22 protein-coding genes and 2 pseudogenes are annotated in these 24,287 nt (G+C 54.0%); 7 read left to right on the top strand and 17 right to left on the bottom strand.

Translation table 11 applies throughout. The features are described 5' to 3' along the window. Nucleotide 1 precedes the first annotated feature (1 nt). From UB23_RS21220 to UB23_RS21210, 3 genes are read right to left on the bottom strand one after another with little or no spacing between them, the layout of a single operon-like run. On the bottom strand, nt 2-373 hold the full coding sequence (locus UB23_RS21220; protein ID WP_045061253.1) for a hypothetical protein: 372 nt from the start codon (nt 371-373) through the stop codon (nt 2-4). A 39-nt stretch (nt 374-412) separates the two neighbouring features. Further along, a complete protein-coding gene (gene dmeF / locus UB23_RS21215; protein WP_019816891.1) occupies nt 413-1,345 on the bottom strand; it encodes a CDF family Co(II)/Ni(II) efflux transporter DmeF in 933 nt (310 codons plus the stop codon). Between the two features lie 20 nt (nt 1,346-1,365). Beyond that, nucleotides 1,366-1,641: a metal/formaldehyde-sensitive transcriptional repressor gene (locus UB23_RS21210; protein WP_019816892.1), complete on the bottom strand. Its 276-nt coding sequence runs from the start codon at nt 1,639-1,641 to the stop codon at nt 1,366-1,368. 361 nt (nt 1,642-2,002) lie between these two features. Here UB23_RS21210 and UB23_RS28810 point away from each other — a divergent pair, with 361 nt between their 5' ends. Further along, the gene (locus tag UB23_RS28810; protein WP_019816893.1) at nt 2,003-2,203 is read left to right on the top strand and encodes a heavy-metal-associated domain-containing protein; all 201 of its coding nucleotides are present in this window, start codon (nt 2,003-2,005) and stop codon (nt 2,201-2,203) included. Nucleotides 2,204-2,313: 110 nt separating this feature from the next. On the opposite strand, the gene flgB is transcribed toward UB23_RS28810, so the two are convergent. Then, nucleotides 2,314-2,727 (bottom strand): flagellar basal body rod protein FlgB, encoded by a 414-nt coding sequence (gene flgB, locus UB23_RS21205; RefSeq protein WP_019816894.1) that lies wholly within the window; start codon nt 2,725-2,727, stop codon nt 2,314-2,316. Between the two features lie 383 nt (nt 2,728-3,110). On the opposite strand from flgB, the gene UB23_RS21200 reads away from it, so the two are divergent. From UB23_RS21200 to UB23_RS21180, 6 genes and pseudogenes are all read left to right on the top strand, one after another. Next, entirely contained in the window at nt 3,111-3,317 is a 207-nt protein-coding gene (locus UB23_RS21200; protein WP_019816895.1) for a co-regulatory protein PtrA N-terminal domain-containing protein, read from the top strand. 177 nt (nt 3,318-3,494) lie between these two features. Continuing rightward, nucleotides 3,495-5,471 (top strand): copper resistance system multicopper oxidase, encoded by a 1,977-nt coding sequence (locus UB23_RS21195; protein ID WP_019816896.1) that lies wholly within the window; start codon nt 3,495-3,497, stop codon nt 5,469-5,471. A 12-nt stretch (nt 5,472-5,483) separates the two neighbouring features. Further along, nucleotides 5,484-5,732 (top strand): hypothetical protein, encoded by a 249-nt coding sequence (locus tag UB23_RS29565; RefSeq protein ID WP_131670796.1) that lies wholly within the window; start codon nt 5,484-5,486, stop codon nt 5,730-5,732. After that, a complete protein-coding gene (locus tag UB23_RS21190; RefSeq protein ID WP_019816897.1) occupies nt 5,704-6,678 on the top strand; it encodes a copper resistance protein B in 975 nt (324 codons plus the stop codon). Before UB23_RS29565 ends, UB23_RS21190 begins: the two co-directional genes overlap by 29 nt. Nucleotides 6,679-6,687: 9 nt before the next feature. Beyond that, nucleotides 6,688-7,491: pseudogene (locus UB23_RS21185) on the top strand (c-type cytochrome). Further along, a complete protein-coding gene (locus tag UB23_RS21180) occupies nt 7,481-7,948 on the top strand; it encodes a DUF411 domain-containing protein (protein WP_032872163.1) in 468 nt (155 codons plus the stop codon). The pseudogene UB23_RS21185 and the gene UB23_RS21180 overlap by 11 nt, the downstream one beginning before the upstream one ends. Before the next feature lie 303 nt (nt 7,949-8,251). On the opposite strand, the gene UB23_RS21175 is transcribed toward UB23_RS21180, so the two are convergent. The 13 genes and pseudogenes from UB23_RS21175 to atpG form a co-directional block, all read right to left on the bottom strand. Next, on the bottom strand, nt 8,252-8,584 hold the full coding sequence (locus UB23_RS21175) for a DUF2790 domain-containing protein (RefSeq protein WP_032872197.1): 333 nt from the start codon (nt 8,582-8,584) through the stop codon (nt 8,252-8,254). A gap of 187 nt (nt 8,585-8,771) precedes the next feature. After that, the gene (locus UB23_RS30385; RefSeq protein ID WP_019816903.1) at nt 8,772-9,806 is read right to left on the bottom strand and encodes a hypothetical protein; all 1,035 of its coding nucleotides are present in this window, start codon (nt 9,804-9,806) and stop codon (nt 8,772-8,774) included. A 147-nt stretch (nt 9,807-9,953) separates the two neighbouring features. Next, nucleotides 9,954-10,403: pseudogene (locus UB23_RS30380) on the bottom strand (TniQ family protein); the annotation flags it as partial. Nucleotides 10,404-10,781: 378 nt separating this feature from the next. After that, the gene (locus UB23_RS28800) at nt 10,782-12,449 is read right to left on the bottom strand and encodes a TnsD family Tn7-like transposition protein (protein ID WP_082060923.1); all 1,668 of its coding nucleotides are present in this window, start codon (nt 12,447-12,449) and stop codon (nt 10,782-10,784) included. A gap of 17 nt (nt 12,450-12,466) precedes the next feature. Beyond that, nucleotides 12,467-13,927, bottom strand: coding sequence for an ATP-binding protein (locus tag UB23_RS21155; protein WP_019816907.1), 1,461 nt, complete (start codon nt 13,925-13,927; stop codon nt 12,467-12,469). Continuing rightward, nucleotides 13,924-16,092 carry a Mu transposase C-terminal domain-containing protein gene (locus UB23_RS21150; RefSeq protein ID WP_045061251.1) on the bottom strand — a complete coding sequence of 723 codons (2,169 nt, stop codon included), beginning with the start codon at nt 16,090-16,092 and terminating at the stop codon, nt 13,924-13,926. The genes UB23_RS21155 and UB23_RS21150 overlap by 4 nt, the downstream gene beginning before the upstream one ends. Next, nucleotides 16,089-16,943, bottom strand: coding sequence for a TnsA endonuclease N-terminal domain-containing protein (locus UB23_RS21145; RefSeq protein ID WP_045061250.1), 855 nt, complete (start codon nt 16,941-16,943; stop codon nt 16,089-16,091). Before UB23_RS21145 ends, UB23_RS21150 begins: the two co-directional genes overlap by 4 nt. A 282-nt stretch (nt 16,944-17,225) precedes the next feature. Then, nucleotides 17,226-19,058, bottom strand: a complete 1,833-nt coding sequence (glmS, locus tag UB23_RS21140) for a glutamine--fructose-6-phosphate transaminase (isomerizing) (RefSeq protein WP_045061249.1) — start codon at nt 19,056-19,058, stop codon at nt 17,226-17,228. Nucleotide 19,059: 1 nt separating this feature from the next. Beyond that, nucleotides 19,060-19,836 carry a DeoR/GlpR family DNA-binding transcription regulator gene (locus UB23_RS21135; protein WP_045061248.1) on the bottom strand — a complete coding sequence of 259 codons (777 nt, stop codon included), beginning with the start codon at nt 19,834-19,836 and terminating at the stop codon, nt 19,060-19,062. Between the two features lie 194 nt (nt 19,837-20,030). Continuing rightward, on the bottom strand, nt 20,031-21,398 hold the full coding sequence (gene glmU, locus UB23_RS21130; RefSeq protein ID WP_045061247.1) for a bifunctional UDP-N-acetylglucosamine diphosphorylase/glucosamine-1-phosphate N-acetyltransferase GlmU: 1,368 nt from the start codon (nt 21,396-21,398) through the stop codon (nt 20,031-20,033). Between the two features lie 117 nt (nt 21,399-21,515). Next, nucleotides 21,516-21,941 carry a F0F1 ATP synthase subunit epsilon gene (locus UB23_RS21125; protein ID WP_007969909.1) on the bottom strand — a complete coding sequence of 142 codons (426 nt, stop codon included), beginning with the start codon at nt 21,939-21,941 and terminating at the stop codon, nt 21,516-21,518. A 45-nt stretch (nt 21,942-21,986) separates the two neighbouring features. Further along, nucleotides 21,987-23,366 carry a F0F1 ATP synthase subunit beta gene (gene atpD, locus UB23_RS21120; RefSeq protein ID WP_045061246.1) on the bottom strand — a complete coding sequence of 460 codons (1,380 nt, stop codon included), beginning with the start codon at nt 23,364-23,366 and terminating at the stop codon, nt 21,987-21,989. A gap of 27 nt (nt 23,367-23,393) precedes the next feature. Next, nucleotides 23,394-24,254: a F0F1 ATP synthase subunit gamma gene (atpG, locus tag UB23_RS21115; RefSeq protein WP_045061245.1), complete on the bottom strand. Its 861-nt coding sequence runs from the start codon at nt 24,252-24,254 to the stop codon at nt 23,394-23,396. Nucleotides 24,255-24,287 lie beyond the last annotated feature (33 nt).

Below are 24,287 nucleotides of genomic sequence, written 5' to 3'. Positions count from 1 at the left end.
GTCAGTCCCCCTTAGCTTTATGTAGTTGAGCCACGCGACGTTTCCAGTCGCCTATGTGCGTGCGTTGGCACTCTTGCTCCGAGTCAAAGCGGACATTGCGGTCTGAAACAGGCAGGTCAAGATTGGCCTCTTTCAAGGCGATCGCCGTCAACTCAAAGATGCGGGCCTTCGCGTCAATCTCGGCCCGCTTCCTGTCAGCCAGGGTTTCGAACACCCAGATGACCTTCAGGGTTTCAGCCAACGCACTTAGGTCAGCGGTGTGAGTGAGCCAAATAAACCCCTTTATCTCGTCCTTTGCTGTTTCGCACGCGTCGGTGAGCGTGACGATCAACTGGCGCTCGATCCGAGCCAGTTCACGTTTACCGGGCGGCATCGGTGTGTCCTATAGAGGTTGTGCTGGACAGGCGCTGAGTCATGTCTGCCGGAACTCGACGGTCAGGTGGCTGACTTCGTGAACTGTTTTGAGACGCTCACGAATGCTCTCGGCGTTCACAGTGGCTTCACCTAGAACGCTGACGATCGCCGCGCACGCTTGAGGTCCCACCCTCCAAACGTGCAAGTCTGTAATGGTAGCGCCACCAGGTTTCTCAACGAGTTCGCGGATTTCCTCGGCAACGTGCGCGTCGGTCTGATCGAGCAACACGCCCGCAGTTACCCCCATCAAGGTCCAGGCCCAACGCGCGATAACGATAGCGCCGACGATACCCATGACCGGGTCGAGCCACACCCAACCCAGATATCGACCGGCAAGCAAGGCAGCGATGGCCAGAATCGACGTCAGCGCGTCTGCAACGACGTGGACATAGGCGGACCTCAAGTTGTTGTCGTTTCCGTTGTGGGCATGAGGGTGATCGTGGTCGTGCCCATGTCCATGTCCATGCCCATGCCCATGCCCATGACCCAGCAGCAGGGCACTGACAATGTTGACGAGCAAACCGACAACGGCGATGAGGGTCGCGGTGCCAAACTGAACCGGTGTTGGCTGCAACAAACGCATGAACGATTCAACGCCAATGCCCAACGAAATCATGCCAAGAATCAGCGCCGAGGCGAACCCGCCCAAGTCTCCAACCTTTCCTGTACCGAAACTGTAGCGCTGGCTGGTAGCGTGGCGTTTTGCGTATCCGTAAGCGGCCGCCGCGATGCCCAATGCGCCGGCATGGGTTGCCATGTGGAAGCCATCGGCCAGTAACGCCATCGAACCCGTGATATAGCCGGCGGTGATCTCCCCGATCATCATTACCACCGTGAGTGCTACAACCCAAAGCGTACGCTTGGCATTCTCATCGTGCGCTGAGCCTAGAAACACGTGGTCGTGTGTGTAATCGATGTCGGTCCTGCTCATACGTGTTTACCTGGATGCATTCACTTGGAGTACCGGCGGATAGCTTCAAGAAGCTCTTCGACGCCCTTGTTACGCTCTTCTTCGCTGAGCGCGGGGTTCGCGACATGTGCTCGTGCGTGATCCTCGATGATCTCCTCCATCAGCCCGTTGATGGCACCCCGAGTGGCCGCAACAAGATGTAGTGTCTTGGCGCAGTCGAAGTCCGATTCCAATGCTCGTTCAACAGCTTGAATTTGCCCGGCAATACGTTTTACACGTTTAAGAAGATCGTCTTTGTGTGATGCGATATGACCCACGCTATACCCCCCCTACCTATATAGGGTCGCATGATAGGCCTCCCCCCTATACCTATGCAAGGTTCGCGGGAGGACAGATCAAAGCCGTTGACGAAACGAGAGGCATACAAAATCGTTGGATCAAGCGAGAGAGCCGCAATGTTGCCGTTAGCCGACCTTTACCGACGAGAACAATAGGGCGCACTCCTGGAAACCGTTCAAATGGTAGCGAGCTAATTAGCAGCCGAGTGGTCAAGTCCCGTAAAACTTCTCGAAATCTGCGCTCACGGCTTTGATTAGATAATCGTTGACCTTGCCATGGTGTCAACGTCGATGCTGTCGCTGCGGGGAAAAGACACCGCTCAGCACGAGGGTAATTCACATGGTCGTCTTAGATGTATCAGGCATTGGTTGCGGCAGCTGCGTCGGCAAAATCACCAGAGCGATCCAGGCACTGGACGACAACGCTACGGTCTCCGTCGATCGATCAACCGGTAAGGTGAGTGTTGAAAGTAGCGAAAACGCTGAACAGCTCCGTAAAGCTGTGGAGGCTGTTGGTTTTCCTTCCAAGATCAGCCATTGAATGGAGACGCCTGCTCCTGAGTAGAGCGTCGTCTGATGGTGAATACCTTTGAATCCGAAAGTACCTGAGCCGCTGTATCGGCCAAAGTTGGCTCGCATGCGCCTATGCTGCTAGTCACCGCGCAGAGCTTTGAGCAAACCCTTGAATGCTCCATTTAGCCGAGTAAAAGCGGCATCGAAACGTATCGCGTTTTCCGTGTATTTCGCGACCTCGACCTGCTGATCGACAGTATTTTGGTCCAAGGCAGGCTGAGCCGGCGTGCTGTAAAGCAAGTCGCGCCCGTATATAGCCACCGCCGATTCTTTCTTAAGAAAATGCTTTGCGTTTGTTGTTTTCAAAGAAAACGCAGTGGTAGCAGGTTCTTTGGTTTGGCTGGCGAGCACAGTAGAAAAATCCAAGTCTTGGGCTTTGAAGTTCGGAGTGTCAGCGTTCGCGATATTGTTACTTAAGATCTCAGCTCTTTGGCCACGATAAACTAACGCTCTTTCTGCGGAGCCTAATGCTTTCTCAAAATTAATACTCACAATTAATCACCCTCGGTGGCATTACTATCTTCTTTGATCATTGAACACCCAGCTGTTGCAGCAGAGCATTCAAGTCTCCTATTAATTTTAATGCAGAGACCTAGAACATCGCCTCCGTGAGAATTAATGGAACCCAAAGCAATGATTACACTTCAATCTTATATTCAATAAAAGTCGCGCAATGCGAAAAGATGGAGACCATACGTATTAAATAGCGTGTACTTCAAGAAAAATATTCCAAACTGACACAACTGTAATATTGGCCTAAGCTTCCTGACAGGGGGTGTCTCTTATAGTCCAACTGAGTCTTTTGCTCACCCCCAAAGAGTCCAATCCATGATGTGATTCAGAGGGGATATTTTCACACATCTGAGGTAGCCCATATGAACACCATCAAAACCTTGTTCGTCGTCGCAGCGCTGACTGTTTCCACTCTGGCCATGGCTGAAGGCGGTGGTGACCGGACTTTCGCACGTATGGAAGTGGCCAGGACGAATTCGATGGAATCGTACCAGGTAGCTCAAACGCAGAGCGCTCAACCGCCTGTCGCTGAAAGCAAAGCCAAAGCGATGGACCATAAAAACTGCTGAACGATCAGGCACGCGGCCAAGCTGACAGAAATGTAATCACGAAGGTGGTTTAGATGTGGCAATTTCTGAGCTCGCTTGCAATGAAAAATTCGTCTTTTTTTCGGTACGCGAAGCTCATCTTGCCAACTCACGGGTTGATTTGAACGGCTCCCTTTTGACTGATTGGAAATAAACGGCATGCATTCCAAAACCTCTAGACGGACATTCGTTAAAGGCCTGGCCGCCGGCGGCATCCTTGGTGGCCTTGGTCTGTGGCGCACTCCTGTATGGGCAGTGACCAGTCCCGGCCTGCCGAGCGTCCTCACCGGCAACGAATTTGATCTGTTTATTGGTGAAACGCCGGTAAACATCACTGGCTCGCCGCGCACAGCCATGACCATCAATGGCTCGTTGCCGGGGCCTTTGCTGCGTTGGCGCGAAGGGGAGACGGTCACTCTGCGCGTGAAGAACCGTCTGGATCAAGACACCTCCATCCACTGGCACGGCATTATTTTGCCTGCCAACATGGATGGCGTACCGGGTTTGAGCTTCCACGGCATCGCGCCCGACGGCATGTACGAATACAAGTTCAAGGTGCATCAAAACGGCACGTACTGGTACCACAGCCATTCTGGGTTGCAAGAGCAGGCAGGTGTTTACGGGCCAATAGTCATCGATTCGAAAGAGCCTGAGCCGTTTCAATACAATCGCGACTATGTGGTGATGCTGACTGACTGGACCGATGAGGATCCTGGGCGCGTCATGGCCAAACTCAAGAAACAATCGGACTACTACAACCACCACAAACGTACCGTGGGCGACTTCATCGACGACGTCAGCAAGCAAGGTTGGTCTGCTGCCGTCGCCGACCGGAAAATGTGGGCCGAAATGAAAATGAACCCAACTGATCTGGCAGACGTCAGCGAGGATACTTACACCTACCTCATGAATGGCCAAGCGCCGAACGGCAACTGGACCGGTATTTTTAAGCCTGGCGAGAAGCTACGCCTGCGCTTTATCAATGGCTCAGCGATGAGCTATTTCGATGTTCGCATTCCTGGTTTGAAAATGACCGTGGTGGCGGCCGACGGCCAATATGTCCAACCAGTCAGTGTCGATGAATTCCGAATCGCCGTGGCAGAAACCTATGATGTGATTGTTGAGCCTGCCACCGAGGAGGCTTACACAATCTTTGCCCAGTCCATGGATAGAACCGGCTATGCGCGGGGGACCTTGGCAGTTCGTGAAGGACTGAAAGCACCGGTACCGGCGATCGATCCGCGTCCGCTGTTGACCATGGATGACATGGGCATGGGCGGTATGGCTGGCATGGACCATGGCAGCATGGCTGGCATGGGCGGCGGCGATATGAAACAGGGTGACATGTCAGGTATGGCTGGCATGGATCACAGCAAGATGCAGGGAATGGACCAAGGTGACATGACCGGGATGACCGGCATGGGCAGTGGTGACATGACCAACATGGCCGGCATGGACCATAGCAAGATGGCAGGTATGGACAAAGGTGACATGTCCAACATGGCCGGCATGGACCACAGCAAGATGGCGGGGATGGACAAAGGCGACATGTCCGACATGGCCGGCATGGACCACAGCCAGATGGCAGGGATGGGCGGTATGGGAGGCGAGATGCAATCTCACCCAGCGTCCGAAACCAACAACCCGTTGGTTGACATGCAGGCCATGAACCCAACGCCAAAACTGAACGATCCAGGTATCGGTTTGCGGAACAACGGTCGACGGGTGCTCACTTACTCAGATCTGAAGAGCACTTTCCAGGACCCTGATGGCCGAGAGCCCAATCGCACCATTGAGCTGCATCTGACCGGTCACATGGAAAAGTTTTCCTGGTCCTTCAACGGCATCAAATTTTCTGATGCTGAGCCCCTTCGTCTCAAGTACGGGGAGCGTCTTCGCATCACCTTGGTAAACGACACCATGATGACGCACCCCATCCACCTTCATGGAATGTGGAGCGACCTTGAAGATGAAAACGGCAAGTTCATGGTACGTAAGCACACAATCGACATGCCACCGGGTACCAAGCGCAGCTATCGAGTAACCGCCGATGCTTTAGGTCGCTGGGCCTATCACTGCCACCTGCTTTTCCATATGGAAATGGGCATGTTCCGTGAAGTACGGGTTGATGAGTAAAGGAGACGATCTGTGAGCACACACCTAAATCGTAAATCGCTGATCGGTTGCCTCTTTGCTTTTGGCCTGATGGGTGGATTCTCCTGCGTAGCATTGGCAGTCGAAGAACGTGGTGATCCTTCACCTGCTACTTCTGCGGATGCGCCGAACAAGACTGCGACCACGTCAAACGAGGCAACGCCGAATCACGCGACGATACCTCATACCAAGATGCGCCATGAGTCGATGGATCATGACCATGAAAACAAGAAGGCGGATTGAGATCATGACCAAGAATTTTTTACGCCCAACGTTGATGGTATTGGCAGTTTCTACGAGTCCTGTCTTCTTTGCCGTGGCTCACGCCGCTGAAGAGATGGATCACTCGAAGATGAACCATGGCTCCATGGGAGCGATGGACCATAGCAACATGGGGGCTATGGACCACAGCAAGATGAAAATGGACGACGGTCAAATGACCGGCATGGAAAGTATGGATGAAGGGACGACGACAACCAGTCGAACCCCTGTCCCCGTACTTACCGATGCTGACCGTGCAGCCGCCTTTCCAGATGTCGCTGGTCATGGTGTCCACGACAAAACAATCAACTCTTTCATGCTGCTGGATAAGTTTGAATACCAGGATGCTGACAACGGTAGTGCGTTGGCTTGGGATGCGAAAGGATGGATCGGCGGTGACATTGATCGACTGTGGTTGCGCTCGGAAGGCGAACGTACCAATGGCGTGACGGAAAGTGCTGAATTATCCGCGCTCTGGGGGCACTCCATCGGACCGTGGTGGGACGTCGTCACCGGTGTACGACAGGATTTCAAACCAGGGTCTCCTCAAACCTGGGCCGCACTCGGCATTCAGGGCATGGCCCTCTACAACTTCGAGGCCGAAGCGACTGCCTACATCGGTGAGAACGGTCAATCGGCTGCTCGACTGGAAGGCGATTACGACATTCTGCTGACGAATCGATTGATCTTGCAGCCGACGGCCGAGGTCAATTTTTATGGGAAGAATGACCCTCAGCGCGGCATCGGGTCCGGATTAGCCAACACCGAAGTGGGGCTCCGATTGCGTTATGAGATTGTCCGCCAATTTGCCCCTTATATCGGGGTGAGTTGGAGCCGTTCCTATGGCAATACGGCAGACTTTGCACGTGAGGAAGGTGAAGATGCCAGCGAGGCACGCTTTGTCGCCGGTATCCGGATGTGGTTCTGAGAACCGGGCATGAAGATTACACTGAAGGCACTGATAGCTGCTGGTCTGGCCACCGTAGCAGCGGCTGCCGGCGTGGTATATTTCGGCGTGATCAATGTCGGGGCGGATGATCCCCACTCTGCCCCTGTCTACGCGCTACTTTCTATTGCTCGGGATCGCTCGATCGAAGTGCGCTCGCGCGACATTCAGGTCCCCGACCTGAGCCAAGAAGCCCTCATCCGTGAAGGTGCTGGCAACTACAACTCGATGTGTGTCGGTTGCCATTTGGCTCCGGGCCTTACAGGCACCGAACTGAGTAACAGCCTTTACCCCGCACCTCCGAACCTTTCAAAACTGGGCGTCGATGGGCACCCAGCCGCAGCTTTTTGGATCATCAAGCACGGCATCAAATCCACCGGCATGCCCGCGTGGGGCAAAAGCATGGCCGATCCGTACATATAGGGGATGGTCGCATTTCTCCAGCAGCTTCCGTCACTTGATACAGAGCAATACAAAGCCCTGATCACGAGTAGCGGTGGCCATCAACACGGTGGTGGCGAAAGCGTGATGCACAACCATGAGGGTCAACATGGAACGACCCAGGGGCAAAGTGGCGCAGGTGCTGCCAACCAAAGGGCGGAAGTCCGCGCTAATGATGACGAGAAAAACACGGCACATGCCCATGGCCCCTCCGCAGCGCCGTCTGCAAAGGAGCCTGCGGACCACGCCGATCATAAGGGTAGGGAAGCTTCAGATGACGCGGCCCCGACTCCAACCGTACAGCCCAAATCACATACACATACTGATGGGAAGGAACATACCCATGCGAAATAATTCTCTTCGTCGCAGACGGGCACTTCGTCTCGCTGCTCTCGTGGCTCTGTTCATCAGTTCAGCCAGTCACGCAGCAGAGCCATTGACGATCGATGTACATCGCGACGCTAATTGCGGATGCTGCAAGAAATGGGTCCAGCACCTTGAAGCCAGCGGCTTTACCGTCGTTGATCACGTGGAAACCAACATGAGCGCGATCAAGCGCGGTCTCGGGATTTCTCCTGAGCTCTCGTCCTGTCACACAGCAACCATCAACGGAAAGTTTGTTGAAGGTCACGTGCCCGCCGAGCAAATCATTGCGATGAGCAAACGTGATGACCTGCTCGGGATTGCCGTTCCAGGCATGCCGGCCGGCTCCCCAGGAATGGAAGTGGACGGGAAACATGACGCGTATAACGTAATCGGCTTGTCAAAGGCAGGCACAGACCACGTCGTTGCTGAATACCCCGAAAACTGATCTTCTAATCTCACTCCTGCATGGTGAAGGTCATGGCCGTGCAGAGGACATAGCTCATTTCGAACGTAAAAAAGGCGCCACTAGGGCGCCTAAACCACCTCCCAAACCAAAGGAAAAACAAGGAGGCGGGATGTATCAGGTGGTCGAGCAATTGTTTACTGCACGTTAGAAACCCTTCGACTGACGGAATGATTTCATAAAATGGATAACTTCAGGCTTTCCTGAAAATTACTTCTACGTCAGCGAGCAGTAAGCTAGTTTCGGACAAAGGAGAATTATGCAGTTCTTAAATAATTTCATTGTCTAGCTTCCATGGGGGCAGTTGTCGGCCATGACCTTATATTCCACGGTGTTAAGCTTGCCCGTAGAGTCTTCATAGGTCATGCGCGAAGGGGCAACCCCACAGGTTTTATTGGCTTGCGTGACACTGACGACCTTGTGGATATCGAGGTTCATACCATATTCATAATGAACAACTTCAGGAGGAGTCTTGCCGTTCCTTGAGGCATATTGCTCCATTGCTTGTTGGTTCTCTTGCATCATTCGACCATACACGCGGTCACCGCCACCTTCAGCCATGGCTAATGAAGATAAGGTCAAAATCGAAGCGGCGCAAAACGCTTTCACTGCTGTCATTGCTTTCATGATTTTCTCCTAAAGCTCAATTTACTGAGTTAAAGAGTAACAAGTGAAAGCTTTCAGAAAGCTGCCGCGAAGGTTACTAATGTGAAAGGTGGACGCTACCCCGCATTTACGCTTTCAAGCCAGATGGGATTTTTGTTAACACCAAAGGTTGGCAGACGCTGACGGAACAAAGATGCCCTCAAAAGCTTATTTGAACCGGTGGTCCCTCCCAATTCCTCGATACGCCGGTAGACCTGAGCAGGGCCTCCGCGTCGACCCCGGTTCTTGCCAGGCTTTCCAGATCCCACTCGAAGAAACTGCAAAAAACCAGGAAAACCTTGCTTGATACCGCTGAGGTCAATCTTACCGTCGAGTAATTCACGGGGAGCTTCATCCTGATGAGTTCAGAGACAGTCCACACCAAAGTTCTTAGACGAAAATGCCATACTGACTCCTGATGAATCTTGATCTGTTGATAAGTAAGAGGGAACCTCTGCTTGCGTAGATCCAGCTCATGAGGTAACGAACCTGGGAGCAGCGATTGCAAATTCCGAATGTTCACTCTCTTCGGATCTTTCGTAACTTTATACAGCTCATCTACGCCCGCTTCGATAAGGGCTGCATAGGCGTCGTCTCTTGAGTCGACGGACTTTTCGACCTTAACTGTAGCTTTTTTAGGGGCATGGAGTTTTGCCATTAACCATGCGTTATCATTTTCTAGAATCCATTGCGTAGGTTTGTACGCCTTCTTCCAGAGGTACTCGATATTGGCATCGGTACGTAGCGCTAAAAGCAACTCGATTTTTTGGCGATATCTAGTTTTTTGACTAAGACGCGATTCTTCGACTTTGGGCGCTCGCGGAGAAACAGCGGCACTCAGCAGAATAGACTCATTCTTCAGAGCCTCTTCAAAGCCATCTGCACTGGAAAACAAATGAAGAGCAATGATCAAATGCCGCGCGAGCGGCATATTTAGCTGACCTTTATCTGATTTGAGCCGGATCCATTGCTCATGCTTTCCGGTGTTGTAGGCTGGATCAATCTGCGCCAAAAGCTCATCGCCGTAAGCGCTTTGGATGCTGTCGAATAGTTTTGCGATACCCGCATTTTTTCCGAAAATGAATCCGCGTTTCTTGCATTGGCGGACGTAGCACGAACTTAATACCGTACTGCCTATCGGAGGGATATTGCGTTGCAGGATATCGTGTGCGAACAGAGCGACTTTCTGTTCCATCTTTGACCCCTTGTGTATTGCTGCGCTGTTTAACGGGCTCCAGCCGCATGCGCATGGCTCAGTCAGATTGGGAAGCAGCTTCAATTTACGGTAGAACGGGCGAGAGCACTCGGGGCAGGCATGGATCAATGCGTCGCCATGACGCCAACAGACGGCAACACCGGGTATCTGGTGAGATCGATGCCAGTAGGCAGAACCCCGCTCAATCAAATCTTCCTGAACGCAGGTAGGACAAAGCTTAGCCTTGCCATGGGTGGACTCTTCTCTGCGGGGCACCCGTACCACCCCGTCATAACCCAGTGGCCCTACGTCGTTCTCTGGCCTCTGCTTAACCCCAAGAAACGGTCGGTAAGCAGGAAAAGTAGTATTGCTTCTGATCAACTCTGCGAGATTGCTCTCCGATTGCCCCGGCAGCCTGTGCGCGAGCCTCTCGATCTGCTTGGGTACGATGCCACCGATGCAAAAGGGTTTCGATGCGAACAAATCGCGATAGGTTTCCGTCGCGGTTCTGTTACCTGACAGATAGTGATATCGGGTGACACGAGAGTAAAGCATTTCATCCGGCATCGAAACGGGGAAAAATAATAGATCAGACATCATTTACCGATTAAAGGTAGGGCTCGAAGAGAATGTGCATCCGGGGGCAGTATATATGCAACCCCTAAAATTCTGCATCCGGTCTGGATTTGAAATGACAAGCCGCTCAACTTTGAATCGTAGTGAATTCATCTAAATCCTGCCGCGCCCGTATTCCTCGAATACAAAACACGTATCGATAAACCCGCGTAGGTCAGCCCATGCCGGTTGCAAAACTATTTCCGTTGATCGCGGGTTAGTACGTTTACATGCTGATCGTGATGATCCAGCGTATGCCGGACCTATTCTGGAGGGGAATTTTTTCATTAACAGAAAAATAATGGGTTTATGGTGAATTGATTTAGAACTTTTTAGATGGAGGGGGAATGCCCAGCTGGATTACAGCATGGGTCGAATGCTCGCGACCCTGTAGAGCGAAGAACGTGATACAGCCTTGCCCTCTGAGAGCAATTGGCGTCTAGCCCATCGCAGACGCCTATCGTGAAAGCCTTCGATTGGTTCACATACTTTTTCGAGCATTGCTGCACACAGAGGAAGCTTGCAAAGCTGCTTTTCGAAGCGAGAAAGAACATGAAGCTCCCGACCTATCCTGGTACGCGAAATGCGGACAGGCTTACCCGCAAGAGCATAAAGCGCGTCGGCACACTGACGGACTTCGCCGGCCAGTCTCGCATCGAGGGCAGCGAACATTTCGGTGCTATTTAGACGAGGCGTACGATGGGGGCTTGGGTTTGCAGTTGACTCCGAAAGCCACTGCTTATCGTGGCGATACAGCCACGCATACCCCCTGCATGCATGTGCTTTGTAAAATCGATAATCAGCCTCGAAAGCCGCGCGTCTTGCGCATAGCTCAGTGTGAAATCGTGCCTCCCTCCAAGCATCTTGCCCGCCGGGTACATTTCTGATGTGACGATAGACATACGCTGATGAAACGCCTAGAACGGCAGCGATCTTTTTGGCATCAGCTCCTTCAAGAGCATGTTGCCACACAGCGGCTGACGAACAGTCCAGGCCTTCACCAGGCATCACCGGAGAAAGGCGCGCGTGAAGCCGAATGTGAGCTTTCGGATCACATGCCACCGCCTCTTTCACTGGGCATTGACCATGAAGCAAGCTCACCATTTCAACGCCCAGAGCACCGGCCAATAAAATGTATTTGAGCGGATGGTGAGAGGTTATAGGCGTACGAAGCAGCTTCGTGACCCATGAGGCGGGTGTACCTGCACGAACATCTCCGAGTATAGAAAACTCCCATTCTCGCGGGAGTGCAGCAAAAAAATCGGCCATGTGCTGCGCCAGCATGTGCAGGTGCAAGCGATGGTTATCAGAAGCAAGGTTGAGCTGCGTTGCCCTGTGTAAAAGCGTGAAGCGCACCGCCTCCGCCGACAAAGCAGTGACGTCAGACTCGAGGACCTGAAGTGAGCGCAACGCTATTTCGTGAAGCGGTGGCATGCACCGCAACGGGGTGTCGAGAAGTACTGTGTGTGCTTGCACATTCTCATCATTGGGCAGATTGAGTTGTCGAGAGCTGCGGCTGGACCAGCGAGGATCAAGGATCCTGAGTGACGTACCGTGATGCGGACATACCAGCACGCCTGGAAGCATGTGGACCCTGTGCCAGTAAGCGACTCCCCGTTGAGCCTGATCTTGTGCGATACATTCTGGGCATAACCGCACTCGGGAGGCGAATCCAATACGGCTCGCGTTGACGCCCAGCTTCAACATCAAGCCTTTCCCATCAGCGGTCATCAGCGTCCGAGCGTGTTCGACCTGGCTCATCCTCAAAAACGGCGCATAGTAGGGTAATAATGTGTGGCGCATGAGGACCTCGGCTACCGATAGCTCAGTACCGCTGGGTAGCGCATCGACAAAATCCCCTAAATGACTCGGGAATGCCACATTTTGCGAAAAAGCTGCCGCCGATTTCAGTCCGGCAAATGCTGCTTGGCAATTACGAACACCGCAAAGACGGGCATAACGAGAAATCACGCTGTGCAGCGTCTCGTCGGGAAACGCGGCGGGGAAGAAATGGAGTTTAAGTTGCACTTCACCCCCCCTCCGACTCACGCTTTGTGATACATCGGTGAGAACTCAAACAGGTCCTCGTTGAGCCAGCCCGCAGCGCGCAGAGCGTCGAGGGGAGCGTCATGTTCGCTAAGCGCTTTAGCCTCTGAGTTTTCCACAGCAGTAGCAATCGGCGATGGGTGATCTTTCGCAAAAATGGTCGGAGATGGGTCTACCGGCTTCTCACGGGATACAACGCTTCGAAGCAAGGTGAGGCGATCCTCTCGTGCCAATCCATCGAAAACCATCATTTCGCTCAGCTGATCCTCAATCGGCAGCAAATCGTCAAACTGTCGCATCCGCTTCGGATCACGGCTACGCAGAGCTGAAAGGGCTGGCTTTAGAATCTGCATTTTTGAGTTGCTTACCTTCACCAGGATCTCGGCAGTCAAACACTCCGAGCCACTCTGGACCGCATAACGCTGACTCAATACCAGCAGCTTGACCAGGAAATCCGTGACGCCTTGAGTGTGCTCATACAGCGTGTCAAAAATCTCGTCGGTCAGCTCAGCCGTCTGTTTGCACCACTGATAGCTCCAGAGATTTTCGACCAACAACCGCCACTCCTCATCATCCTTTTCGAATCGTTTGAATTCGAGCGTACCAGCACCACAAACTCGGCGGGCAGTCCGCATGGCTTCTGAGAACAGGCTAATCGTCGAGTTCGTGCCACTGAAAACCACCGGGATACCGATGTTGTTTACCAAGTGCAGGAAAAAATTCAGCATGCTCTCCTTACCACCGGTTTTCGCCAGGTGGAGGTTTTGCAGCTCGTCGATCAACAAGGCGCCGATGAAAAACGTGCTGGCCACCTGCTCCATCTGTTGCAGCGCATCATTGATGTTTCGATGCCGGTAGCGCTTGTGGTAGTCCTTGTCTCCTAGAGCGTCTCCAACCGCATAAAAAAACTGCTGGCAAAATCCAGCCAGCGATCCATCCCGAGGGCAGTCAAGCTTCAGCCATGTGATTTGGGTATGAACAAACTGCTTTCCCTCATAGCGCTCATGACGGATTGTCTGTGGATAAAGGCTCAAGATGGCGTGGAGTGCCGTTGACTTGCCAATGCCGCTCAGGCCGACGACCGTAAACGTTTCTGCAGTGGACTTGAACGCATCGTGGTAACGCTGAGCTCCCGATAAAGAATGCAAATGCCGGACGGTAGCGGGCGACATCGGGTTACGCCCGACATACCCTCGACGGATGAGCAGTGAGAACAGGGCCTCCAGTTCCAGATGTAGCAAGAACGGCTGTACGACGGTTCTCAGCCTGTCGATACAGTGAATTCGAGTGGCTCCTTCGAGCGTCAGCTCTTTCGGATCCACCGGCTGAGGAAAGTTCGAAATCAGTTCAACAGCCGCCGCCTCCGACAATATCGGAGGCAAAGCTTCGATAAGCGGGTTACCCGCATACTCACTAATGTCCTGTCTGACGTAATTGGCAAACGTCTGTGCACCTTTCATTTTGCCTGTCCTGGCCGAATTCTTTTGAGCAAATCGATAACCTGAGCGGTGCGCTCACCGGCATATGAATCATGCGCTTTCTGTGTCGTTTCAGATTGAAGTGAAGCTGGCTCCACCCTGACGCCTTCAGGAACAACCGCATTTTCACGCTCGCGGAGACGTTCTTCTGCGCGGTTCTCGCGGATGTTTCCAGTGGCCTCTGCCTTAGTAGGCGGAGCAGGTTCCTGTTTTCGTTCTGCGAGCGCGTGACTGATGATCTGGTGGACCTGATCGCTAAGCTGCACACGGCTTTCCAGCTCAGCTCGACGGCGAGTAGGCGGTTTTTGGCGATAGGCTTCGAGCAGATCAAAAATCTCGTCCGAGCGATAATTCGCGTAACCGGCATCCGATCGTCGAAGATCACAACGGATAAACTGCTTGGCCTCTCCTTGAATCCAAATGTGTGCCGCAGAGTTCGGATCGAACCAACACTCTATTGACCAAACGCCCCCTTTGCGAGCCTTGGCAAACCAATCTTTCTCTATGGCCATATCACACACGTAGTGCATGCCGCGAAACATCACTCCGCCCTTTTGAACGGTCGCGCGCTCACGCGGTAAAAGGTGGAGATAAACCAGCTCGTCGGGACGTTTGTTGGATTCGATCAGGTCGTTGTCGCAGGCCCAATTCCATATACCGTTAGGCGTAGGTTCTACGCCGTCATTCATCATCGCTTGAGTCAGTCGGTCAGGCTGTCGATGGTGACGGTTATAGTGGAGCACGCAATTGATGAGGATTTGGGTGAACTCTTTGAGGTTCAGCGTGGCATCGAGCCGGTAATCTCGCTCGCCGCGCTCTTTGTCCCGCGCAGCTACCCCGCCAGGTAGCCACCTGATACCCGTCAAATCATTCAAAATGCCAAACCGACTTTCTACCATAGGCTTCCAATCAGGCCGATAAGGTGGGGCAGTGCCCATCTCAATTCCCAACCCTGAGGATAACCCCTCTGCTGCGAGTGACAGCATCTCTCCCCGGTCGGCGTAAATCTGGTGGGGCAGGTGGTGACAATTCCAATCATCTGCATTGATGTCAACGCCGTTCTGAGCGCAGAACTCGACTTTGGAGGTAAACGCGTTGAACAGCGCTTGTCTCGCCCCATTCCAACTAGGGCCCTCCAATCCTACATAGAGACCAGCAATTATTCCGGAGAAACTATCCACTACGATATAAACAACGGGCCGACCAATGAGCATCCGTCTAGAGTAGCTGTTGACCAAATAAATATCGGCAATCGTTGCGTCGATTTCGAACTGATGACAGGGTCCACGCAGCCAATCTCGAACGGTACCTGAAAGCGGACGGCAATCCTTTAACCACCTCCTCAACCCTTTACGGCCACGCTCGGTTTCAATCTCGTCGAAAAAAATCTGTCCCCAATATTGGAACTGCCTCAAGCTGGGGAGTTCTGAACCAGGCAACAAACGAAGCTCTTCTTCACTGTTTTTAGAGATGTCTCGAACAGAGTAGAATCGTCTCAACATTTCGTCATATGCGCTCGAAATAGATGATTTCTTATCTCTTACATAAAGAGCATATCCAACACGGATGCATCGTTTATCAACTGCACTGAGCATCTTGGAAGGCGAAGTAAGAACGCCTTGAAATTTAGGCTTTCGCCCTGGTGGCCTGCTCGGATCATATTTTCTATCGGCAACACCTACCGCCGTATAATTATTAAGCAATGAGTTGCGAACTTGACCATAAAACCAATATCGGTAAAGAAGCCGATAGATCGTTTTCCGCTGGATTCCGAGCTCTGACGCCCGTCTGCTAACAAGCCGGCCTAACTCACCTCGTACAAATATTTGTCCCGGGTATTCAGGATCTAATAGAGGGGCGATGACGGCCCACTTTTCGTCCCGGCCTTGCTTGGCTCTCTCATCCAACTGTTCCTCAAGCACAAGCATAAACTCGGGCGTGGTGATGGCTGCTGGTTTGGTGTGACCAGACGCTATCGAGCGACGCAGCTCATCCAGACCAACCGCGTACGGCTGCCGGGGTGGGTCAGCTAGATCCATCAAAACTGCTAAGTCATGCGTTTCATCCTGGTAAAGGAGCCTGGCTATCGTAGCAATGACCGACAGATCGGTTACAGGCTCGAAAACGTCATTAACGAGAACAGTCATGATAATTTCTCCTTCAACGATACTTGGACAGGGCCCGGTGAAACTTCGAAGCCAGGAACTAGACCAGTAAGGTGGAGAGGAGTGTTAACCAAATCGATTTTCAGTATCTTGTTCCAAACCAGATGAAAGAAAATTGCTTGAGCGTCTATATAGGAAATGGACAGAAGTGATGCTATTTTTCTTAGACAGGTGGCCAAGGTCCACGAATATTCCCGGCTGTTTACAAGGCACTCGATAAAACTCGAATGCAACGGCGCTTTCATTAAATCACGAGAGAGCTTCGAGTACCTCCTGATTAGTCCAAGATTTTTAATCAAATCTCGTGTAAAAAACTCGTCTGTTACGATTTTCCAATCAACACCTTGGCTTTCCCAAAAACGCTTTTCAATTTCAAGTTTTTCAAGCGTTCTTTTACTTCCATTGCCAATTAAATCGGAACGATACTTCACCGTCCTAGCTACCGATTTGAAGTTTCCGCTCGGGTCCTTAACAGTTAACAGGAAGTCTGTTGTCATCACATAAGGCAGTGTTGTTCTAGGGTATCTTGGATAGCGTACATCGATCGCCGACGCTATCGCTTGCGCACGCTCTGTGGGTAGTAAAGGGTATTGCTCCCGTATATCCACGACGTCTTCAGAAAATTCACACACAAGGAAGTACGAACGCTCGAGATCTGACAGGAGGTGATGAATCCTCTCGATCTTCACGCCTTGAATCTTGTGCGAACGACCTATCGACGGGACATCTTGTACCCGCAGCCAAGGCACGTAGCTTGCCCCGGCGCCTTCGCCAAATCCATTTGCAATGTGCCGTTCAATGTCCTGCTGTGATGCAAACTTACGACCTCGCAACCCACGCCTCCTCAGTCGATGCGGACCGCTTCACCTCGCGCCGAGAAAAAGTCGTAGAAGGACACGACCGGCAAAGCGGCCGTATACAAAACGTTTTCTAGACTACACCCGCTGAAAGTTGAAGCGATGATTCCAGACCAAAGGGAAAGCCTGGAAAGGAAAACCCCCGTAGATACGGGGGTTTGAGCCTTGTGTCAATCTATGTTCGCCAGTGTCAAACTTTATTGTTTTGTGTCAATCTTTATTGTTAAAAACCAAAGTTCTCACCAGGTTGTGGATAACTTATTCCACAGTGACCGATTTCGCCAGATTTCGCGGCTGATCGACGTCGGTGCCTTTCAGTACGGCAACGTAGTACGACAGCAGCTGCAGCGGAATGGTGTAGAGGATTGGCGAAAGGATGTCGTGGATGTGCGGCATGTGTACGACGTGGGTGCCTTCACCGTTGGTCATGCCGGCCTTCTCGTCGGCGAAGACGATCAGCTCACCACCGCGGGCGCGCACTTCCTGGAGATTGGATTTGAGCTTTTCCAGCAGCTCGTTGTTCGGCGCCACGGTAACCACTGGCATGTCGTTATCCACAAGCGCCAGAGGACCATGCTTGAGCTCACCGGCCGGATAGGCTTCGGCGTGGATGTAGGAGATTTCCTTGAGCTTGAGCGCACCTTCCATGGCGACAGGGAATTGTGCACCGCGGCCCAGGAACAAGGTGTGATTCTTCTCGGCGAACAGCTCGGCGACTTTCTCGACGGTGCTGTCCATCGCCAGGGCTTCGCCCAGGCGGGCTGGCAGACGACGCAACTCTTCGACGAGGGTGGCTTCGACGCCATCGGCCAACGTGCCGCGAACCTGGCCCAGGGACAGGGTCAGCAACAACAGGCCGACCAGTTGAGTGGTGAACGCTTTGGTGGAAGCCACGCCAATCTCAAGGCCGGCCTGGGTCAGCAGGGTCAGGTCGGACTCACGCACCAGCGAGCTGATGCCCACGTTGCAGATCGCCAGGCTGGCCAGGAAGCCCAGCTCCTTGGCATTACGCAGCGCCGCCAGGGTGTCGGCGGTCTCGCCGGACTGGGAGATGGTCACAAACAGGGTGTCGGGCTGTACCACCACCTTGCGATAGCGGAACTCACTGGCCACTTCGACCTGGCAAGGAATGCCGGCCAGTTCTTCCAGCCAGTAACGGGCAACCATCCCCGCGTGGTAGCTGGTGCCGCAGGCGACGATCTGCACGTTGCGCACTTTGGCGAACAACTCGGCAGCCTGTGGACCGAAAGCCTGTACCAGCACCTGATTCTGGCTCAGTCGACCTTCGAGGGTGCGTTGCACGACCGCTGGCTGCTCGTGGATTTCCTTGAGCATGAAGTGGCGGAACTCGCCTTTGTCGGCGGCTTCGGCACCATCGCGGTATTGCACGGATTCGCGCTCGACGCTCTGGCCGTTGACGTCCCAGATCTGCACGCTGTCGCGGCGAATCTCTGCGATATCGCCTTCTTCAAGGTACATGAAGCGGTCCGTGACCTGACGCAGGGCCAATTGGTCCGAAGCCAGGAAGTTTTCACCCATGCCGAGGCCGATCACCAGCGGGCTGCCACTGCGCGCGGCAACCAGGCGATCCGGTTGATCAGCGCTGATGACGGCCAGGCCGTATGCACCGTGCAATTCTTTAACGGTAGCCTTGAGTGCTACGGTCAGGTCAGCCAGGTCCTTGAGCTTGTGGTTCAGCAAGTGAGCAATGACTTCGGTATCGGTGTCCGAAGTGAACACGTAACCCAGGGCCTTGAGTTGATGACGAAGGGCTTCGTGGTTTTCGATGATGCCGTTGTGCACCACCGCCAGGTCGCCGGAGAAATGCGGGTGAGCATTGCGTTCACACGGCGCGCCATGGGTCGCCCAGCGGGTGTGGGCAATGCCCAGACGCCCCAACAGTGGTTCTTCGGTCAGGGCCAGTTCCAGCTCGCTGACTTTGCCTGGACGGCGCATGCGCTCAAGCTTTTGGTCGTTGGTGTACACCGCTACACCGGCGCTGTCGTAGCCGCGGTATTCAAGACGCTTGAGGCCTTCGAGCAGGATCGGGGTGATGTTACGTTCTGCGACTGCGCCGACAATTCCACACATGCTATTTCTCCTGACTGACAGCTGCGCAGATCAGGGTGATCCCGCGCGCCTGAATCTGATCGCGTGCCTCAAGCGGCAGGCGATCATCGGTAATTAGGGTATGGACGCTGCTCCAGGGCAGCTCCAGGTTGGGTATCTTGCGACCTATCTTGTCGGACTCGACCATCACCACCACTTCCCGGGCGACTTCAGCCATGACGCGGCTCAGGCCCAGCAGTTCGTTGAAGGTGGTCGTACCACGAACCAGGTCGATGCCATCGGCACCAATGAACAGTTGGTCAAAGTCGTAAGAGCGCAGTACCTGCTCGGCGACCTGGCCCTGGAAGGATTCGGAATGCGGATCCCAGGTTCCACCGGTCATCAACAGCACCGGTTCGTGTTCCAGTTCGTTTAAAGCACTGGCGACATGCAACGAGTTGGTCATCACGACCAGACCCGGTTGTTGTCCGAGTTCCGGGATCATTGCCGCAGTGGTGCTGCCACTGTCGATGATGATTCGCGCATGCTCGCGAATCCGCGAGACGGCGGCGCGGGCGACGGCCTGCTTGTATTTGGAAACCGACAGGCCAATGTCGGCCACCAGTTCCTGAGGCATGGTGATTGCTCCACCGTAACGGCGCAGCAGGAGACCATTGCTTTCAAGCGCGGCAAGATCCTTGCGAATCGTAACTTCCGAGGTTTCGAAACGCTTGGCCAATTCGTCCACACTCACTTCACCCTGCACGTTGAGCAAGGCGAGTATGTTGTGACGGCGTTGGGGGGTATTGCGCTTCGACATGACTTGGTAAGTTTCGATTCGAAAGATAACGAAAGCAATCAAAACCTATTACTGAAACTTCGTCAAGCGGTGGCGAGAAAAAGTTCTGTGGATAACCGCGTAGGAGCTGCCGCAGGCTGCGATCTTTTGCCGTTGATTTTTCAAGATCAAAAGATCGCAGCTTTCGGCAGCTCCTACGAGGTATTGTGGATAACTTACGGTTTCTTTATTTTTTCCGGGCGCTTCCACCCGTCGATGTTCTTCTGGGGTGCACGACCTACGGCCAACTGCGCGTTATCCACATTCTGCGTAATGGTCGAACCGGCAGCCGTCGTTGCGCCGTTAGAGATATCCACAGGCGCCACCAACGAATTGTTGGAACCAATGAACACGTCCTCGCCCAATACGGTTTTCCACTTGTTGGCGCCGTCATAGTTACAAGTGATGGTGCCAGCGCCAATGTTGGTACGCGCACCGACCACGGCATCGCCCAGGTAGGTCAGATGACCGGCCTTCGCGCCTTCACCCAGGTGGGCGTTCTTGAGTTCGACAAAGTTACCCACATGCGCCCGCGCTTCGAGCACGCTACCTGGACGCAGGCGAGCGAACGGGCCAGCATCGCTGCCCTCACCCATGATCGCGCCGTCGATATGACTATTGGCTTTGATCACCACCCCCTTACGCAGGGTGCTGTCCTTGATCACGCAGTTCGGACCAATCACCACGTCGTCTTCGATAACGACTTTGCCTTCCAGAATCACGTTGATGTCGATCAGTACGTCGCGGCCAACCGTGACGTCGCCGCGTACATCAAAACGCGCCGGGTCGCGCAGTGTTACGCCTTGAGCCATCAGGCGCAGCCCCGCGCGCAACTGATAGTGGCGCTCCAGCTCGGAGAGCTGCTTGCGATCGTTGGCGCCCTGCACTTCCATGGCGTCGTGCGCCTGCTCGGTTGCCACCACCAGGCCATCGCCGACTGCCATGGCGATCACGTCGGTGAGGTAGTACTCGCCTTGTGCGTTGTTGTTGGAGAGCCGGCTCATCCAGCCACTCAGCTGGGCAAAAGGCATGGCCAGGATGCCGGTGTTGCCTTCGGTGATGGCGCGCTGGGTTTCGTCGGCGTCTTTTTGCTCGACGATGGCGGTCACCTGCCCCTGGGCATCACGCACGATGCGGCCATAACCGGTCGGCTCGTCCAGCTCCACGGTCAGCAGACCCAACTGCTGCGCGGCTACTTTCTTGAGCAGGCGCTGCAGGGTTTCAACTTCGATCAACGGCACGTCGCCGTACAGGATCAGCACGGTGTCGGATTCGATGAACGGCACCGCCTGGGCAACGGCATGTCCAGTACCCAGCTGTTTGTCCTGCAGGACAAAATTCAGGTCATCCGCCGCCAGCCGCTCACGTACAGCGTCTGCGCCGTGACCAATGACCACGTGGATGCGCTGTGGATCAAGTTGGCGCGCGGTGTGGATAACATGGCCAAGCATCGAGTTGCCGGCGATCGGGTGCAGCACCTTGGGCAACGACGAACGCATGCGCGTGCCTTGGCCTGCAGCGAGGATAACGATTTCTAGAGACATGACTGGCTACCAATCCTGGGTGGTCAGCGGCTGCGACCAGGTGATGAATATCGGAAAAGAAAAAAGGGTAGCCGAGGCTACCCTTTTTAATCAATCGCACAACAAGTGGCAGGCCTGTTAGTGGCCAAACTTCTTGCGGATCTGCTGGACGGTGCGCAGCTGAGCTGCAGCCTCGGCCAGACGTGCAGCGGCAGAACCGTAATCGAATTCAGCGCCACGTTCATGCAGGGCCTTCTCGGCAGCCTTGACGGCTTCCTGAGCGGAGGCTTCGTCCAGGTCGGCAGCACGTTGCACAGTGTCGGCAAGAACCTTGACCATGTTCGGCTGAACCTCGAGGAAACCACCAGAGATGTAATACACCTCCTCTTCCCCGCCTTGCTTGACCAGGCGGATCGGGCCCGGCTTGAGATTAGTGATCAGCGGCGCGTGACCCAGGGCGATACCAAGATCACCGAGTGCACCGTGCGCAATTACCATCTCGACCAGGCCGGAAAAGATTTCCCCTTCCGCGCTGACGATATCGCAATGGACTGTCATAGCCATCTGATTGCCTCAACCTAAATTAGCGCCCGTTGCCGGGCGCCGGGATTACAGTTTCTTGGCTTTCTCGATCGCTTCTTCGATGCCGCCGACCATGTAGAACGCTTGTTCTGGCAGGTGGTCGTAGTCACCGTTGAGGATGCCTTTGAAGCCAGCAATGGTGTCTTTCAGGGAAACGTATTTACCCGAAGCACCGGTGAAGACTTCAGCCACGAAGAACGGCTGCGACAAGAAACGCTGGATCTTACGAGCGCGGTTTACCAACTGCTTGTCGGTTTCCGACAGCTCGTCCATACCCAGGATCGCAATGATGTCCTTCAGTTCTTTGTAACGCTGCAGAACGTACTGAACGCCGCGAGCGGTGTCGTAGTGGTCCTGGCCGATCACGTTCGGATCCAGCTGGCGCGAAGTCGAGTCGAGTGGATCGACCGCTGGGTAGATACCCAGGGAAGCGATGTCACGGGACAGAACGACGGTGGCGTCCAAGTGGGCGAAAGTGGTCGCTGGCGACGGGTCAGTCAAGTCATCCGCAGGTACGTATACCGCTTGGATGGAGGTGATCGAACCGTTTTTGGTCGAAGTGATACGCTCTTGCAGAGTACCCATCTCTTCGGCCAGGGTCGGCTGGTAACCTACTGCGGAAGGCATACGGCCCAGCAGTGCGGATACTTCAGTACCGGCCAGGGTGTAACGATAGATGTTGTCGACGAACAACAGAACGTCGTTACCTTCGTCACGGAACTTCTCGGCCATGGTCAGGCCGGTCAGTGCTACGCGCAGACGGTTACCCGGCGGCTCGTTCATCTGACCGTAAACCAGTGCCACTTTGTCCAGAACGTTGGAATCCTTCATCTCGTGGTAGAAGTCGTTACCCTCACGAGTACGCTCACCCACACCGGCGAACACGGAATAACCGCTGTGCTCGATGGCGATGTTACGGATCAGTTCCATCATGTTTACGGTTTTGCCTACACCGGCACCACCGAACAGACCAACTTTACCACCCTTGGCGAACGGGCAAACCAGGTCGATAACCTTGATGCCGGTTTCCAGCAGGTCGTTGCCGCCAGCTTGTTCAGCGAAGGTTGGCGCAGGACGGTGAATGCCCCAGCGCTCTTCGGTGTCGATCGGGCCAGCTTCGTCGATCGGGTTGCCCAGAACGTCCATGATCCGGCCCAGGGTCGCTTTACCAACCGGTACGGAGATGGCAGCGCCAGAGTCGGTGACTTCCAGACCGCGCTTCAAGCCCTCGGTGGAACCCATCGCAATGGTACGTACCACGCCGTCGCCCAGCTGCTGCTGAACTTCCAGGGTGGTGCCGGCTTCGCTTTTTACACTCAAAGCGTTGTAGATGCTCGGTACGCTGTCGCGTGGAAATTCCACGTCGATAACGGCGCCGATGATTTGAACGATACGTCCGCTACTCATAGCTGGATCCTCTGAATATTTGAACCGTTAAACCGCGGCAGCGCCGCCGACGATTTCCGAGATCTCTTGGGTGATCGCAGCCTGACGCGCCTTGTTGTAGACCAGCTGCAAATCGCTGATCAAATCACCGGCGTTGTCGGTAGCGTTCTTCATCGCGATCATCCGCGCAGCTTGTTCAGCCGCGTTGTTCTCGACCACCGCCTGGTAGACCTGCGACTCCACGTAACGGACCATCAAGCCATCAAGCAGCTCTTTGGCGTCCGGTTCGTACAGATAATCCCAGTGGTGCTTGAGTTCCTGTTCCGGCGTTGCCACCAGAGGAATCAATTGCTCCACGGTAGGCTGTTGCGTCATGGTGTTGATGAACTTGTTGGACACCACGGACAGGCGGTCAATACGGCCGTCCAGGTAGGCATCCAGCATCACCTTGACGCTGCCGATCAGGTCATTGATCGACGGCTCTTCACCCAGGTGGCTGATAGCTGCTACGACGTTACCGCCGAAGTTGCGGAAGAAAGCCGCACCCTTGCTACCAACAACACACAGATCGATCTCGACGCCGTTTTCGCGGTTTACCGCCATGTCCTTGACCAGAGCCTTGAACAGGTTGGTGTTCAAGCCACCACACAGACCACGGTCGCTGCTCACCACAACATAACCAACGCGCTTTACTTCACGGTCGATCATGAACGGGTGGCGATATTCCGGGTTGGCGTTGGCCAGATGGCCAATAACCTGGCGGATGCGCTCCGCGTAAGGACGGCTAGCAGCCATGCGCATTTGTGCCTTGCGCATTTTACTGACCGCCACTTTTTCCATGGCGCTGGTAATCTTTTGCGTGCTTTTGATGCTCGCAATCTTACTGCGAATCTCTTTTGCGCCTGCCATGTAACACCTATCAGGTTAGCAAGCGGGAGCCTC

Source organism: Pseudomonas sp. ES3-33, assembly GCF_000952175.1.
Lineage (GTDB): Bacteria > Pseudomonadota > Gammaproteobacteria > Pseudomonadales > Pseudomonadaceae > Aquipseudomonas > Aquipseudomonas gregormendelii.
This window is presented reverse-complemented; position numbering and strand designations above follow the sequence as displayed.